General features: G+C 47.4%; 19 protein-coding genes. 7 read left to right on the top strand and 12 right to left on the bottom strand.

Going from position 1 to position 15,066, the window contains the following annotated elements; genetic code table 11:
* The first annotated feature begins 22 nt into the window (after window positions 1–22).
* Window positions 23–340: a rhodanese-like domain-containing protein gene (locus WHS43_02715; GenBank protein ID MEJ5338549.1), complete on the top strand. Its 318-nt coding sequence runs from the start codon at window positions 23–25 to the stop codon at window positions 338–340.
* A complete protein-coding gene (locus WHS43_02710; protein ID MEJ5338548.1) occupies window positions 337–1,080 on the top strand; it encodes a hypothetical protein in 744 nt (247 codons plus the stop codon). The genes WHS43_02715 and WHS43_02710 overlap by 4 nt, the downstream gene beginning before the upstream one ends.
* On the opposite strand, the gene WHS43_02705 is transcribed toward WHS43_02710, so the two are convergent.
* Both WHS43_02705 and hslV read right to left on the bottom strand, forming a co-directional pair.
* Window positions 1,068–2,495: an acetyl-CoA carboxylase biotin carboxylase subunit gene (locus tag WHS43_02705; GenBank protein ID MEJ5338547.1), complete on the bottom strand. Its 1,428-nt coding sequence runs from the start codon at window positions 2,493–2,495 to the stop codon at window positions 1,068–1,070. The two genes, WHS43_02710 and WHS43_02705, sit on opposite strands and share 13 nt — an antisense overlap.
* Before the next feature lie 15 nt (window positions 2,496–2,510).
* Entirely contained in the window at window positions 2,511–3,047 is a 537-nt protein-coding gene (gene hslV / locus WHS43_02700; GenBank protein MEJ5338546.1) for an ATP-dependent protease subunit HslV, read from the bottom strand.
* A gap of 21 nt (window positions 3,048–3,068) precedes the next feature.
* On the opposite strand from hslV, the gene WHS43_02695 reads away from it, so the two are divergent.
* Genes WHS43_02695 through hemH form a run of 3 tightly spaced genes read left to right on the top strand, consistent with a single transcriptional unit; the run spans window position 3,069 to window position 6,026 of the window.
* Complete coding sequence (locus tag WHS43_02695; GenBank protein MEJ5338545.1) at window positions 3,069–4,298, top strand: bifunctional diguanylate cyclase/phosphodiesterase; 1,230 nt, start codon at window positions 3,069–3,071, stop codon at window positions 4,296–4,298.
* A complete protein-coding gene (gene hisA, locus WHS43_02690) occupies window positions 4,295–4,999 on the top strand; it encodes a 1-(5-phosphoribosyl)-5-[(5-phosphoribosylamino)methylideneamino]imidazole-4-carboxamide isomerase (GenBank protein ID MEJ5338544.1) in 705 nt (234 codons plus the stop codon). Before WHS43_02695 ends, hisA begins: the two co-directional genes overlap by 4 nt.
* A 7-nt stretch (window positions 5,000–5,006) precedes the next feature.
* The gene (hemH, locus tag WHS43_02685) at window positions 5,007–6,026 is read left to right on the top strand and encodes a ferrochelatase (protein ID MEJ5338543.1); all 1,020 of its coding nucleotides are present in this window, start codon (window positions 5,007–5,009) and stop codon (window positions 6,024–6,026) included.
* On the opposite strand, the gene ndk is transcribed toward hemH, so the two are convergent.
* From ndk to rpiB, 6 genes are read right to left on the bottom strand one after another with little or no spacing between them, the layout of a single operon-like run.
* Window positions 5,984–6,406, bottom strand: a complete 423-nt coding sequence (gene ndk / locus WHS43_02680; protein ID MEJ5338542.1) for a nucleoside-diphosphate kinase — start codon at window positions 6,404–6,406, stop codon at window positions 5,984–5,986. The two genes, hemH and ndk, sit on opposite strands and share 43 nt — an antisense overlap.
* A 12-nt stretch (window positions 6,407–6,418) precedes the next feature.
* The gene (locus tag WHS43_02675) at window positions 6,419–6,697 is read right to left on the bottom strand and encodes a hypothetical protein (GenBank protein ID MEJ5338541.1); all 279 of its coding nucleotides are present in this window, start codon (window positions 6,695–6,697) and stop codon (window positions 6,419–6,421) included.
* Window position 6,698: 1 nt separating this feature from the next.
* Entirely contained in the window at window positions 6,699–7,235 is a 537-nt protein-coding gene (locus WHS43_02670) for a F0F1 ATP synthase subunit delta (GenBank protein ID MEJ5338540.1), read from the bottom strand.
* On the bottom strand, window positions 7,232–7,726 hold the full coding sequence (locus WHS43_02665) for a hypothetical protein (protein MEJ5338539.1): 495 nt from the start codon (window positions 7,724–7,726) through the stop codon (window positions 7,232–7,234). The genes WHS43_02670 and WHS43_02665 overlap by 4 nt, the downstream gene beginning before the upstream one ends.
* Window positions 7,723–8,163: an ATP synthase F0 subunit B gene (locus tag WHS43_02660; GenBank protein ID MEJ5338538.1), complete on the bottom strand. Its 441-nt coding sequence runs from the start codon at window positions 8,161–8,163 to the stop codon at window positions 7,723–7,725. The genes WHS43_02665 and WHS43_02660 overlap by 4 nt, the downstream gene beginning before the upstream one ends.
* 18 nt (window positions 8,164–8,181) lie before the next feature.
* Entirely contained in the window at window positions 8,182–8,628 is a 447-nt protein-coding gene (rpiB, locus tag WHS43_02655) for a ribose 5-phosphate isomerase B (protein MEJ5338537.1), read from the bottom strand.
* 208 nt (window positions 8,629–8,836) lie between these two features.
* On the opposite strand from rpiB, the gene WHS43_02650 reads away from it, so the two are divergent.
* Window positions 8,837–11,194: a GGDEF domain-containing phosphodiesterase gene (locus WHS43_02650; protein ID MEJ5338536.1), complete on the top strand. Its 2,358-nt coding sequence runs from the start codon at window positions 8,837–8,839 to the stop codon at window positions 11,192–11,194.
* Here the strand turns inward: WHS43_02650 and WHS43_02645 are convergent.
* From WHS43_02645 to WHS43_02630, 4 genes are read right to left on the bottom strand one after another with little or no spacing between them, the layout of a single operon-like run.
* Window positions 11,177–11,557: a DUF2784 domain-containing protein gene (locus WHS43_02645; GenBank protein MEJ5338535.1), complete on the bottom strand. Its 381-nt coding sequence runs from the start codon at window positions 11,555–11,557 to the stop codon at window positions 11,177–11,179. The two genes, WHS43_02650 and WHS43_02645, sit on opposite strands and share 18 nt — an antisense overlap.
* Entirely contained in the window at window positions 11,554–12,972 is a 1,419-nt protein-coding gene (gene gatB, locus WHS43_02640; protein MEJ5338534.1) for an Asp-tRNA(Asn)/Glu-tRNA(Gln) amidotransferase subunit GatB, read from the bottom strand. Before gatB ends, WHS43_02645 begins: the two co-directional genes overlap by 4 nt.
* A gap of 13 nt (window positions 12,973–12,985) precedes the next feature.
* Window positions 12,986–13,807, bottom strand: a complete 822-nt coding sequence (locus WHS43_02635; GenBank protein MEJ5338533.1) for a site-specific DNA-methyltransferase — start codon at window positions 13,805–13,807, stop codon at window positions 12,986–12,988.
* On the bottom strand, window positions 13,794–14,489 hold the full coding sequence (locus WHS43_02630) for a hypothetical protein (protein ID MEJ5338532.1): 696 nt from the start codon (window positions 14,487–14,489) through the stop codon (window positions 13,794–13,796). The genes WHS43_02635 and WHS43_02630 overlap by 14 nt, the downstream gene beginning before the upstream one ends.
* On the opposite strand from WHS43_02630, the gene rdgB reads away from it, so the two are divergent.
* The gene (rdgB, locus tag WHS43_02625) at window positions 14,470–15,066 is read left to right on the top strand and encodes an RdgB/HAM1 family non-canonical purine NTP pyrophosphatase (protein ID MEJ5338531.1); all 597 of its coding nucleotides are present in this window, start codon (window positions 14,470–14,472) and stop codon (window positions 15,064–15,066) included. The genes WHS43_02630 and rdgB overlap by 20 nt on opposite strands.

Below are 15,066 nucleotides of genomic sequence, written 5' to 3'. Positions count from 1 at the left end.
TTATCAGTTTAAGGAGGTAAGCATGTTTCAGGTGCCAGAGGTAGGACCGCAGGAAGCAAAGGAAATGCTTCAGAAGGACAATGTTGTTCTTCTTGATGTGAGAACACCGCAGGAACACGTGCAGCTAAGAATTCCCAACTCAACGCTCATACCCCTTGATGAGCTCAGATACGCCTTCAAAGACCTGCCAAAGGATAAAACATACATAGTCTACTGCAGAAGTGGTGAACGCAGTGCCTTTGCAACCTATTTTCTGAGGCACATGGGCTACGAGGCCTACAATCTGGCAGGTGGCATACTCATATGGCCCTACGAAAAGGAGTCTGGACCGCCTAAATGAAAAGATTCCTGCCGCTAGCTCTTTTACTGGCAGGCTGTGGCATAAAGGCAAATCCCCAAGTGCTCAAACCTCCGGAGGTTGAGATAAGAAGAATAGGGCAGAAGGTATACGTGAAGAGTCTTTCTGGAGACATAAAGGTAAAGGGATTCGAAAAACACGATGACTACTGGGTAAGGGAGGAAGGAAAAGCCTTCTGCCTTGTGGTAGAGAGACTGGGGGAAGGCTCCAGAAAGTTCTGCGTCCCTCAGGCTCTGGAGGAGAGGCCATCTGTCAGACTTCTGGAAGAAGACACCTCCGTAAAGGTCCTTCCTTCTGGTTTTGAAGCTTATAGACTCTATGTTCTCAGAGATGGCCTTATCCACCCTGAGACAGCAAAAACTTTCATGAGGGAAATACAGCTGGAGAAGGACTACTGGGAAAGATGCTACGCCCTTACTGGACTTAAAGGAGATGTGGAGAGCCAGCCCGTGGAATTCTGCGTAAAGCCCAAGCCTCCACCCCCAGTCCCGGAGGTTGAAGGGCTTGAGCTAAGAGCAAGCAAAAATAGTCTCTACCTTGTCTGGTTTTACCCGCACCCTTACAGGGAGTTTGTAGTCTACAGGGACGGGAAGGAGATAGAAAGGACCATGGGCTTTGCCCTTGAGGTAGAACCGCCGAAGACAAAGGCCACCTACACGGTGAAAGTGGTCGGCCCCCTTGGCTTTGAGAGCAGTGGGGTGTCCGTAGATTACAGTCCGTAGTAGGCCGCTATGGCAGCAGATATGGCAAGGGCCAGGGTTTCGGGGTCTTCCTCACCCTCTATCTCAAAATCGTAGTGGGGAAGTTTTTCCTCCAGGAACCTTATGCCAAAGTTGCCCGATATAAAGTCTGGGTCTCTTATTATCTCTCTATGAAGGGGTATGTTGGTGGGGACACCTCTGATTATAAACTCATCTATTGCCCTTCTTGCCCTCGCCAGCACCCTGTCCCATGTTAGAGCCCAGACGCTCATCTTGGCTATCATGGAGTCATAGTAGGGCGGAATCACGTAGTCCTTGTAAACACCCGCATCCATCCTTATGCCTGGACCGCCGGGAGAATAGTAGGCGGTTATTTTGCCAGGAGCTGGTGCAAAGCCCCTTCTGGGGTCTTCTGCGTTTATCCTGAACTCAATGGCATAGCCTCTGAAGGTCACATCACTCTGGGTGAAGGGGAGAGGCTCACCCGCAGCAACCCTTATCATTGTCTCCACTATGTCTATACCTGTCACCATCTCCGTAATGGTGTGCTCCACCTGAAGTCGCGTGTTCATCTCTATGAAGTAAAACTCTTTGCTTTTGAGGTCCACAAGAAACTCAAGAGTGCCTGCGCTGTAGTATCCCACCTGCATCATTGCCTTTACGCTCAGCCCGAGCATCTTCTGTCTGAGCTCCGTGGGAAGCACGGGGCACGGGGTAAGCTCTATGATTTTCTGATGTTTTCTCTGCACTGAGCAGTCCCTTTCACCCAGATGAACCACGTTGCCATACATGTCCCCGAGAACCTGAACCTCTATATGCTTGGGATTGTCTAAATACTTCTCCACAAAGAGGTCACCCCTTCCAAAGAAGGTCTCCGCCTCCCTGTAGCCAGACTCAAAAAGCCTTGGCAGTTCCTCAAGGCTTCGGACAACCCTCATCCCCCTCCCACCACCGCCATAGGCAGACTTTAGGATCACGGGGAGCCCTATTTCCCTCGCGTAGTGCAGGGCGTCCTCTGGATTTTTGAGAGGGTCTGGGGAACCGGGTATGGTGGGAATGCCCAGCTTCTGCATTGCCTGCTTTGCCTTTACCTTGTCCCCGAAGAGTTCAATATGCTCTGGGGAGGGTCCTATAAAGGTTATACGGTTGCTCTGACAGTAGCGGGCAAAGTCTGCGTTCTCCGCAAGAAAGCCATAACCTGGATGTATGGCATCAGCCCCTACTGATTTGGCAAGGTCTACGATTTTCACATAGTCAAGATAAGCCCGCACGGGGTCTCCGGGAATGAGATATGCCTCATCTGCCTTTTTCACATAGAGGGACCTTGTGTCTGCCTCTGAGTATATGGCCGCCGTCCTTATACCAAGCTCCTCGCAGGCCCTTATTATCCTGAGAGCAACCTCTCCTCTGTTTGCCACAAGAACTTTTCTAAACATGACAAAAATTTTAGCCTACTCCAGCTTCTCTATAAGAAAGCTCTGGTTTGTGTATATGCATATCTCACCTGCAATTTTCAGAGATTCTCTCACTATCTCCTCTGCAGACATGTCTGTGTTTCTGTAGAGGGCTAGAGCTGAAGACCTCGCGTAATCTCCTCCCGAGCCTATGGCAAGCACTGGCTCGTCGGGTTCTATCACATCACCGTTGCCAGAGAGAAGTAGCATGCGCTCTCTGTCCGCCACAAGCAGAAGTGCCTCAAGCCTTCTCAGGCTCCTGTCCATCCTCCAGTCCTTGGCAAGTTCCACGCATGCTCTGAGAAGGTTACCCCTGAACTCTTCCAGTTTTGCCTCAAGCCTTTCCATAAGGGCAAGCCCATCGGCCGCTGAACCGGCAAAGCCAACAAGCACACTGTCCCTGTATAGCTTTCTTATTTTCTTTGCAGAATGCTTTATCACGGAAGAGCCAAGAGTAACCTGACCATCGCCACCCATTACGGTGGTGCCCTTTCTCCTCACTGCAATTATGGTGGTTGATTTTATTACTACCATTGTTATAATATTTTACAGTCTGTGGTTAGGAAAAATCTTAGCTGTCTGGAACTCTATCGGCAAACGCTTGCGTCAAACATAGGTTGCCTTCTTGAATACGTGCAGAAATTAATCTACCTTTATGAAAGGAGGGGAGAAAGTCTTTCTGTAGTCCTTCTGGATGTGGACAACATGAAACAGATAAACAGAAAGGGTGGCTATGGATATGGTAACCATATTCTTTTGAAAATTGCCGAAATAATTTCTTCCAGCATAAGGAAAAGTGATATAGCTGGGAAATACAAAGGCAGTTCCTTTCTCATATTACTTCCAAACTCTGATACAAAGGGTGCAGAGAAAGTGGCAAGGAGGATAAGGAACAGGATAGAGGGTCTTGAACTGGAGTCAAGAATAAGTGTTACCATTGGTATTTACAGCTTCGTGCCGAAGGGAAACAGTGCAGAGGCTGTGCTTGAGCTTGTAGAAACCCGTGTAGCAGAGGCAAAGAGCAGAGGCGGAGATGATATTGTGCTTATCCAGGAAGAGCTTCCCAGAAAGTCCCTTGACCACCAGACCCTTCTGCAGGTTTTAAACAAAAGGTCTTTAGAACCTGCCTTTCAGCCCATATACAACCTTGAGAAGGGGCAGGTTGAGGGTTACGAGGTGCTCATGAGGCTGCTGATGGAGGATGGGAGGGTTGTGCCTGCAGGGTGTTTCATAGAGGACCTCTTAAAGACATCTTTCATAAGCCTGTTTGAAGAGATAGTGCTTCAGAAGGCCTTTTTAAGGTTCAAAGCAATTGGGTTAGAAGGAAGGATGTACATAAACTTCCCCTACAACTTTGTCAACTTTATAGCCAAGGGTAGGCTCAAGGTCTCCGACTTTCACAAGGAAGTAATCTCCTATGGACTTGAACCCTCCAGAGTGGTGCTAGAGCTTTCTGAGGGTAAGATGACAGGCAGCACTGAAGACCTGGTGGAGCTGGTAAAGGAAGTCAGAAGCTACGGTTTTGGGGTTGCAGTGGACGACTTTGGAGTTGAATATTCCTCGGTGGAAAGGCTGATAAAAACGAAACCGGATGTGGTAAAGCTTGATGGCTTTTTCCTGAGAGAAGCTCGTTCCATGCTTAAGTGGGTTGTTGTTGGTCTGAAGAGGCTGGGATTCAGTGTTCTTGCGGAGCAGGTAGAGAGGGAGGATGAGCTTCAGCTCGTGAAGAGCCTGAGAGTGGACATGGCACAGGGCTTTTATCTGGGTAAACCACAGATACTATGAGAGACTTTGTAATTCCTGCCATAGACATCAAAGGTGGTAAGCTGGTAAGGCTCCTGAGGGGAGACTTTGAGAAGGCAAAGGTATATTCAAACTCGCCGGAGGATATGGCAAGACTTTTTGAGGAGCTTGGTTTTAAGAGGCTTCACGTGGTGGACCTTGACGGAAGCCTCAAAGGTATCCCGGTAAACCTGCCCACCATAAAGCTCATAAGAAGGTCTTTCTCCGGCATAGTTCAGGTGGGTGGGGGTATAAGGAACCCGGAGAGCTGTAGGGTTTTGCTGGAGGAAGGTGTGGACCTTTTTGTTGTAGGCACTCTGGCTGTTAGGGAGCCCGAGACCTTTGAGCGCATACTGGAGCTTTTCCCCCAGAGGGTCATACTGGCGGTAGATTCAAAGGGAGGAAAGGTAGCGGTGGGTGGATGGAAAGAAGAAAGTTCTATAAGCCCGCAGGAGCTTGCCCTTGTCTATGAAGAAAAGCCCATATGGGGATACCTATACACCAACATAGACAGGGACGGCACTCTTGAGGGCGTGGACGCAGAGCCCTACAGAGAGTTCAGAAAATTTGTGAAAAAGCCCTTGCTTGCCTCTGGCGGAGTTGCCAGCCTTGAGGACATAAAAAGGCTCATGGGTGTAGTGGAAGGGGTTGTGGTTGGAAAGGCAATTTATGAGGGCAGAATAAACCTGAGAGAGCTGGTATGATTTTTCCATGACGGGAGTGGTTCTCTTTAACATGGGCGGTCCGGACAGCCTGTCTGCAATACAGCCCTTTCTGTATAACCTCTTTTCTGACCACGACATAATAAGAATTCCCAGACCCATACAGAAGCCAGTGGCATGGCTCATCTCAAGGCTGAGGGCAAAGAAGACAAGGCACTACTACGAGATAATGGGTGGCAGGTCTCCTCAGAGGGAGCAGACTCAGGCTCAGGCTCAGGCACTGCAGGAAGCTCTGGGAGAGGGCTTTAAGGTGGTGGTTGCCCTCAGATACTGGCACCCCTTCACAGAAGAAGCCCTGAGAGAGCTTCTAAAGCACCCCGTGGAAAGGCTTGTTCTTCTGCCTCTGTATCCCCAGTATAGCAGGACAACCACTGGCTCTTCCTTTAACGAGTTTGACAGAGTCTTTAGAAGACTTACAGGAAGGGGCAGGCATTTTGCACTGACCACGCTCAGGGGGCAGGAAAACCCCTACTTTTACCCCTCCTCAGTGCCTATACTCAGGATAAACTGCTATCACAACCACCCCACCTACATAAGGGCGATGGTGGAAAACATAAGAGAAAACCTGCCCAGATGGCAGGAATACTTTTTCCTCTTTACCGCCCACAGCCTCCCTGTGAACATCATAAAAGAGGGGGACCCCTACCAGAAACAGACTGAGGAGACAGTAAGGCTGATAATGGAGCACTTTCCTGGTGTAAGGCATGCTCTGGGCTATCAGAGCAAGGTGGGACCCACCAAGTGGCTTGAGCCTTTTACCGACAGGCTTTTAGAAGAGTTCATAAACTCAGGAGTGAAAAAGATAGCGGTTATCCCCGTGTCCTTTACCTGCGAGCACTCAGAGACCCTTTACGAGCTTGATTACCTTTACGGAAACATGGCAAGGGAGAGGGGTGTGGACTTTGTGAGAATACCCACGCTGAAAACACACCCCACCTACATACAGGCTCTTAAAGAGCTCGTGCTTCAGACTATCTCAAGCTGTGAGAATATAAAAGGTATCTCGTAGTCCGCAGACTCCCTTGAGTCTGAAGCGTGCACTGCATTCTTGCCCTTGTCGGTGCCAAAGAGAGCCCTTATGGAGTTGGGTGCTACTTTTCTTGCCTCGTTGCTGTCTGTTGGACCTATGATTTCCCTTACCCTCCTTATGGCATCCTCGCCCTCCAACACCATGGCAACCACCGGACCTGAGGTCATGAATTCCACAAGCTCACCGAAGAAAGGTCTTTCTCTGTGAACAGCGTAAAAACCCTCTGCCTGCTCTCTTGTAAATCTGAAGAGCTTGAGGGCTCTTATTTTAAAGCCCTCGGATATAAACCTGTCAATTATCCTGCCTGTGGCTCCCTTTTCAAAGGCGTCGGGCTTTACAATAACCAGCGTCCTCTCCATCTGTTACCTCCTCTATTCTCCTTCAAAGGATTGTAGCTCTTCCATAAGGGATTTGACCTGATGCATCACCGCACCCAGCAGGTTTTCCACAGAAGAGCTCCAGTAGGCTTCGTTGAAAACCAGCTCCTTCTGAGGACCTTCCTCATCACCCTCAAGGTAGGTTATGACCACCGTTGGATATTCCACATCGTCCCTTTCGGGCATGAGAAGCTCCACGTCCACCTCTGGAGGAATTGCCATAGACTTTAATCTTTTTGAAAGTTGTTCAAACTTTTCTCTGGGGTATTCCATGTCAGCCTCTCAGGATTCCTTCAAGCCCTCTCTTAACGGAGGCATCCAGCACAAAGCTTGATGTCTTGAGAAGAAAGCCCCCAATTAGCTCAGGGTCTTCTACCACCTCAAACTCGTAATCCCTTCCTGTGAACTCTCTTATGACTTCCTTTATCCTTTCCAGCTCCTGCTCGTTTACCCTCCTTGCCAGAACCAGCAAAGCCTTACTGAGCCTGAGGAGCTTTTCCACCTCGTAATCATAGACTCTTCTGACTTCCCCCAGTATGGGGACAGCGTTGACCTCAAGCAAATAGTCAAGAACTTCATCCACCCTCTGGTCTATACCCAGTCTTTCTCTGAGACTTCTCAGAAATTCAAGCTTTTTCTCCTTGGGTATAGTGGGGTTGAGCACAAAGCCCCTGAAGTCCTTTTCTGACCTGTATAGCCTGTAAAGAAGCTCCAGAAGCTGGGATAACTTCAGAAGCTCCTGCCTTTCCTTTGGAGACTTTTCCAGGAGCAGCTTGGCGATTTTTCTCACTATCTCCGGTCTTGCGGTCATCTTTCCGCCTCCAGTTTTTTGAGGGATTTCTCTATGTATGCCCTCTGGAGCTTTTCATCTTTAAACCTTTCCTTAAGAGCATCCACCGCAAGCTGGTATGCCCTCCCCGCACCGTAGCGAAGAAGCTCCTCCTTTGCCTTCTTTAGCTCTATGTCTATGACCTCCTTTGTCTTCTCCCTTATCCTGCCAGCTATTTCCTGCGCCTTTTTCTCCTCCTCCTCTCTAATGGTCTGTGCAGTCTGCTGGGATATCCTGAGTTGCTCCTGATACCTTCTCTGAGCGTCCTGAAGGCTATCCTTTGCTCTTCTTAGCTCTTCCTGAGCCTCCGTAAGCTCCCTTTCAGAGCCTATCAGCTTTTCAGTAAGGCTATGAAAGTATCTGTTAAAGGCTTCTGAGATGGGCTTTCTTCCAAAGTAGTAGACTATACCCAGAAAAGCCAGTATGTTGAGACCTTTCCACAGGAGCTCAAGGGTGTGGTTTCCTTCACTCATGCCGCCTCCTCCAGAACCTTGCTGGTGATGAGCTCTGCAATTTCCCTGACTCTTTCATCAAGCTTTCTTTTCTCCTCCTCAAGGCTCTTCCTTATATCTTCAACAGCCCTTGATATCTCTTCCTGAGTTTCCTGCTCCACCTTTGCAAGAATTTCAGCCCTGAGCCTTTCTGCCTCCCTTCTTGCCTGCTCCAGTATCTGGTTGGACTCCCTTCTTCCCTTTTCCAGTATGCTCTGGGCTTCCTGAAAATGCCTCTGAGCCTCTTCTCTGAGCCTTATGGCTTCCTCCGTGTTTTTCTGCGTGAGCCTCTCCCTCTCCTCTATAACCTGAGAGTAGGGCTTTACAAGGATGCTTCTCACTATGGCGGTGAAGACCAGAAAAAGTATCGCCTGAATAAAGAGGGTTATGTTGGGATACATGGCTTGCTGTATATCCATGACAGCCTCCTGTAGGTATTATAGCATATCCTCTATCTCTTTTATGAGCTTCACCCTTCTTTCGTGCCTGCCACCTTCAAAGTCTGCGGAAAGCCATGCCTCCACTATGGCAAGGGCAAGGTCATCTCCCAATATCCTGTCTCCGAGGCACAGCACATTTGCGTCGTTGTGCTTTCTGCTCATACGAGCCATGTATTCATTAAGACACAGAGCAGCCCTTATGCCCCTGAACTTGTTGGCTGTTATGGACATGCCTATACCAGTCCCGCAGACCAGAATCCCTCTCTGAGCCTCATCCCTCTGAACCGCAAGACATACATCCCTTGCAAAGAGAGGATAATCGGTGGAGTCTGTGGACTCCGTCCCAAAGTCAATTACCTTATAACCCTTTGAAAGGAGAAACTCCTTAATCTTCTCCTTGAGGGGAAATCCTGCATGGTCTGAGCCGATGGCTATGCTGAGCATGTTTTAATTATAAGCTATAATTTAATCGGTGAAAGCTCAAAAAAGCCTGATATTTAGAATTACCTTCTTATACCTACTGATAATCCTTCCGGTTTACGCTGTTATTTACATAATTGCCTCCCGTTATGTAAAATCCTTCACCCAGAACATGGCACATCAAACAGCCCATGGGATTTCAAATCAGGTTTTCAGCTCCATATATCAGGTTATGAAAAGGGGGTGGGAAAGAAAAGACCTTCTTGAATTTATGAAGGCTATTGAGGTCTCTTATCAGGGAACCCCGGTAAGCATAAACTTATACAGGTCGGATATTGTAAAGGAGATTTATGGAACTGTTCCTGAACCTGCAAAGACAGCCATGCATCTTATAGCCATGAGGGGCGAAGCTCAGAGCAAGTTTGAAAAAGGCGTTTATTTTTACATAAAACCCATCAAGGCAGAAAGTGAATGCCTCAGGTGCCACTGGAATGCAAAGGAGGGCAGTGTCCTCGGACTTGTGGAGACAAGCATAAATCTGAAAGCCTTTATTTCTGGCATTGAGAGCACTTTTAAATTCCTTACACTTACGCCTCTTTTGTTCTTTTCTGTGCTGTTTACATTTCTTATGTTCACATTCAGAAGTCTTATAAAATCCTTAAGTAATAGCATAAGTGAAAGTATTGAAAGCATAAAATCCGTTGAGGATGTGGAAAGTCTCCTCAGAAGAACTGAAATATCTTACAAAGAACTTAAGCCTATTTACGAATCACTCCAGCATCTTGGCACCAGAATAAAATTAATAGCCATAGATAGGGACATTTTAGATACGGAAGCCAAGCTTTTAGAAAGGTTCATAATAACTTCAAAGACCATAAAAAACTGGCACGATTATGTAAAAAACCTTATAAAGGAGATGAATTCCATAATCCCCATAGACATAGTCTTCTCACTCTTCCTTGAGCCGGATGTGCTCAAGATTGAAATATTCTGGTATAAAAGGGCAGATGAGGAGACAAAAAACTACATAGAATCCTTCATAAAATCAAAAGTAAGCCTTGAGCTTCCACTGTCTCTGCTCATGGGAAGACAGCTATACCTTTTTCACCATACGGTAAACGGTTCTGAAAGCTATAGCGAAGAGGACAGAGAAAAAATAAGACTGAGAACAAAAGCTGTTTTCTTTGATAAGCCGCAGGTTGGGGGAATCGTTGGCGTTGGAGTGGAATCTTGTGTGATGGAGGACCCTGCAAAGCAAGCGGTTATCAACAGCCTGCTTTCAACCCTCGTGAACGCCATAGGCTCTTCAAAGGCTATAAGTGATTACATAGAGCAGGTAGAGTTTTATGCCATGAGGGACCCGCTCACCACACTCTATAACCAGAGGACCTTCTGGGAGCTTTTGAACTATGAGATGGAAAGAGCAAAGCGGTTTGACAGGAAGCTTTCCCTGATAATCCTTGACCTCGATAATTTCAAATTCATAAACGACACCTATGGTCACCATGTGGGTGATACGCTTCTAAAAGAAGTTGCAAGGGCCATAGGTGAAAGAAAGAGAAAGGCAGACATAGCTGCAAGGTATGGAGGGGATGAATTTGCCATTATAGCTGTTGGGGCTGACCCACTTAACGCCTACAGCCTTGCATCATCTCTTAAAGAACACATAGAAAGCATCACACTGACCCTGCCTGACCAGAGCTCCGTATCACCGAGAGTTTCCGCTGGGATAGCAGTATATCCAGACCATGCGAACACACCAAAGGACCTTTTTCTCATAGCAGACAGCATGCTCAGAAACGCCAAAGAAGAGGGCAAGGACAGGATAAGGCTTCCAAGTCAAGAAGACCTTGTGCAATCATACAGAGAATACAGTAGTAAAGCTATAAGGGTTCTAACTTCTCTTGACAGAGGGGAGATTTATCCATTCTTTCAACCAATACAGGACCTAAGAACAGGAGAAGTGTTTGGTTATGAGGTTCTTATGAGAATAGGCGAGGGTCTCTTACCTGCGGGTGAGTTTATAGAGATGGCTGAGAGGCTCGGTGTTGTTTTAAGGATGGATGCCATGGTCTATGAAAAGGCTATCAGGAAAGCCGGCGAGGTCAACTACCGGGGTAAGCTTTTCCTCAATCTATCCCCAAGGGCTATGCTTATGAATGACTTTATTAAGAACATGAAAAGGCTTATACAATCCTATGACATAGAGCCTTCACAGCTTGTTTTTGAGCTTACTGAGAGGGAAAGTATAAGGAACATAAGCCTTCTTGAAAGGTTTATAAGATTGCTCAAGGCTGAAGGTTTTCTCTTTGCCATTGACGACTTCGGTTCTGGGTATTCCTCTTTCCATTACATAAAGAAACTGCCCGTTGATTTTGTAAAACTGGAAGGGGAGTTTGTAAAGGACCTGAAGGAGGACTGGAGAGACAGGATATTCATAGAGTCCGTGGTAACCCTCGCAAGGGGAATGGGTATGAAAACCATTGCGGAACACGTGGAAAGCGAAGAGGTCCTCAGAATACTGAAAGACATCGGAGTTGACTATGCTCAGGGTTATTACATTGGTAAGCCTTCAGAAAGGCTGGTTTGAAGCTCTATTCTTTAACCAAAGAAGACCATAAAAGACAAGAAAGAAGACAACAAAAAGGTAGGTAAGAAGTCTCAGAAGCTCAGGCTCTATTCTTATGTATATGAGCTTTTCAAGGTAATGGATTATGAAGGAGCTGTCGTATGCCTGTGCACCCGCCTTCTTTCTGAGCCATATCTCAAGGTATGTAAGGGGGCAGTGAAGTTTTGTGATGTTGAGGAAAAGGGCAAAGAGGACTCCGCCCATGTGGAGCCATCTTATTGCTCTGAATCTAAGGGAAAAGACCCAGCCCGTTAGCAGAAAGACTATCCAGAGAAAGTGGACAAAGACCACCACATGGGCAAGAAAGAGGTAGAGCTCCTTCATCCACCGGTCAGCATCTCTCTGAGGAGCCTGTTTACCACCTGTGGGTTTGCTTTGCCCTTTGCCTTTTTCATCACCTGACCCACAAGAAAGCCAAAGACCTTCTCTTCACCAGCCCTGAAACGTTCCACCTCTCTGCTGTTTTCTTTCACCACCTCTTCAATCATTGCCCTTATGGTGTCTTCATCACTTACCTGCCTGAGTCCCTTTTCCTCTACTATTTTTGAGGGCTCCTTGCCCGTGGAGACCATCTCTTTTAACACCTCTTTTGCCAGTCTGGAAGAAAGAACGCCTTCCCTTATGAGCTTTACGAGCTCCGCAAGGCTCTGGGGGCTTACCGTGGAGTTTTCTATATCTTTTCCAGCCTCAGAGAGGTTTCCAAGAAGGTCGTTTAGCAGCCAGTTGGCGGTCAGTTTAGGGTCTTCTGGATAAAACTTCAGAGACTCCTCAAAGAAGTCTCCCAGATCCTTGTTGTCGGTCAGAACCCTTGCGGAATACTCGTCAAGGGCATAATCTCTGATGAACCTCTCAAGCCTCTGCTCTGGAAGCTCTGGCATGCTCCTTCTTATACTTTCTATCCAGTCTGCAGGAATCACGAGGGGGAGAAGGTCCGGGTCTGGGAAGTATCGGTAGTCTTCTGCCTCTTCCTTTGTTCTCATGGGATGGGTGAGCCCCGTGGAGGGGTCAAAGGTCCGTGTTTCCTGAATCACCTTCTCACCGGACAGCACCAGCTTTATCTGACGCTCCATCTCCGCCTCTATGGCTTTCTGCACAAACCTGAAGGAGTTTACGTTCTTTATCTCCACCCTTGTGCCGAGCTCCTTTGAGCCCTTTGGTCTTATGGAGAGGTTTATATCACAGCGAAGCTGTCCCTTTTCCATGTCTGCACGGGACACGCCCGCATATCTCATTATGTTCCTGAGCCTTTCAAGAAACTCCCTCGCCATCTGGGGAGAGTCTATGTCCGGCTCTGTGACTATTTCCATGAGGGGCGTGCCCGCCCTGTTGAGGTCCACATAGGTCTTTGAGCCTTCGTGGATGTTTTTACCCGCATCCTCCTCCATATGAAGCCTTCTTATCCTTACCCTCTTGCCACCAACCTCAAGCCATCCGTTGACCGCAAGAGGCTCCTCATATTGAGAAATCTGATAGCCCTTTGGAAGGTCTGGATAGAAGTAGTTCTTTCTTGCAAAGACTGAGCGGGTGTTTATCTGACAGTTCAGGGCAAGCCCTGCCCTTATGGCAAACTCCACTGCCCTCCTGTTTATAACCGGCAAGCTGCCGGGAAGCCCAAGGCATACAGGACACACGTTGCTGTTGGGCTCTGCACCGAACTCCACCGGACAGGAGCAGAAGAGCTTTGTTCTTGTGTCCATCTGCACGTGTATCTCAAGACCTATAACTGGCTCAAATTCCATGCTCATGCTTATATTATAAACTTCTGAGCCTTTTGCTCCACATCCCCTTTTCCTTTCTCTCTTTAAAGGTGAGCTCCACACTGTGGAGGGAAAGCTCCTGCAAGACTTTTGCGTATTCCTTCTCCGCCCTTTCAAGCCTTTTCAGGGCATACTCAACGTAGTCCTGCGATATGTCTATACCTATGTAATCCTTTCCCAGTAGCTTGGCAGATACCAAGGTAGTTCCAGTCCCGCAGAAGGGGTCTATAACTATGCCTTTTCTGTCCTCAAAAATGGAATGAATGATTCTGGTGGGCAGTTCTATGGGGAAGACCGCAGGGTGACCTTTGTGTCCCTGTTCAGGTCTTATATCCCATACAGATGTGAGTTTTGCGTGTCTGGGATTTAGCTCTCTTGGCTTTCCTTTTACAAGCCAGTATATTCTCTCTTCAACCTGCCAGAACCTCCACCCTCTTATGTTGCCCGCTATCCTTCTGTTCCAGATTATCTCCTGCCACAAGGTCCACCTGCTTTTACCCAGCCATTCAAGGGGATGTATCATCCTGCCGTTTTCATACCTCACCTTGTGGTTATAAAAGAAACTGCCACCTTCCTTTACAACCCTGTATAGCTCGTCAAGCACATCCACCTGCCATATTTGATAGTCCTCTTCAGACATAACATCTTTGTATCCTCTGTAGACTACCTTCGAAACGAGCCAGCCTCCATGCTTCTCCTTTTTGTTATAGGGAGGTGAAGTTATGCCAAGGTCAACACTGTCTGAAGGCATTTCCCTCAGAACCTCTAGAGCATCACCACATATAACCCTGTTTATAAATTCTTCAATCCTGCGCATTTTTCCTTCTAAAGTCCTCTATGGCCTCTATAAGGTCTCTTGAGAGGAAGTCATAAAACCTTTCTATGTCCTTTCGTAAAAATACCGCTTTCAGGCTACTACAGTCCCTGTAATCCCTTATAGAGAAGCTGGCGGAACGCAGATACTCTCCCGGTCTACGAACTTTATCTGGAAAGCGTCTTTTTATCAGGTTGTAAAGCCTGTCCTTCAAGCACAAAAAGTCAAACTCAAAAAGGTATATCAGTTTGCCGTGCACGAACCCACAGGTCAAAACTTTAGGGTTTTCTTTCATATCCCTTTCAAATCTTTCTGGAGTATAATCATTAAAACTTCCGCCACCATTGAGTTTTTTGTCTCTGCTATCTGTATTCTTCGGTTTTACCTCGCAGTAAGTCACTATGCCTTTATCCACATGTTGCATATAGCCGTTGTATCCAAGCTTTTCTTCGGTGGGTTTATACCCGGCTATATATATTGCAGATAGCTCCCTAAGCCTTGAGGAATTTTTGTCATTGTAATACATGGTCATAAGGTCTATAAGGAGGGATTCCAATGTAGGTCTTGACAAACTTCTAAGAAATCTCTCAAGCTGTTCACTTTCATCGGTGGCGTAAAGAACTATGCTTTTTCTGAGGTTTTCGTTCATGCGATATAATTTTAGCATGCTCAGAAGGCTCCTCATTGCCACCACCAATCAGGGAAAAGTGAGAGAGATAAAAAGTCTCTTTGAAGGTTCAGATATTGAGCTTCTCATGCCAGACACAAGCCTGGAAGTGGAAGAGAGGGGCTGTAGCTTTCTGGAAAACGCCTACATCAAAGCCAGAGCATACTACGAGGTCTACAGAATTCCCGCCCTCGCTGAGGACTCGGGGCTTGTGATTCCTGCCCTTGAGGGCTATCCAGGTGTGTATTCCAGCAGGTTTTACCAGATTGATTGGGGTGGAAAAGAGCCGGTAAAGGAGAGCAAAGACAGAGCCAACATAGAAAAGGTGCTCAGGCTCATGAAGCATATGGAGGACAGAAGAGCCTACTACACTGCCTTTGTGGTAGTTTATGCAGAGGGGGGAGGTCTGTGGGCTGAAGGAAGATGCTACGGCACCATACTTACAGAGCCAAGGGGAGCTGGAGGCTTCGGATACGACCCCATATTCCAGCCGGAGGGCTTCCTCAAGAGCATGGCAGAGCTAAGCATGGGGGAGAAAAACCTCATATCCCACAGGGGCAAAGCCGCCAGAAAACTGATACAGATGCTAAAATAG

It is taken from the genome of Aquificaceae bacterium (assembly GCA_037481935.1).
Taxonomy (GTDB): domain Bacteria; phylum Aquificota; class Aquificia; order Aquificales; family Aquificaceae; genus Pampinifervens.
Note: the sequence above shows the minus strand (reverse complement) of the source record. Positions and strands in the feature narration are given on the sequence as shown.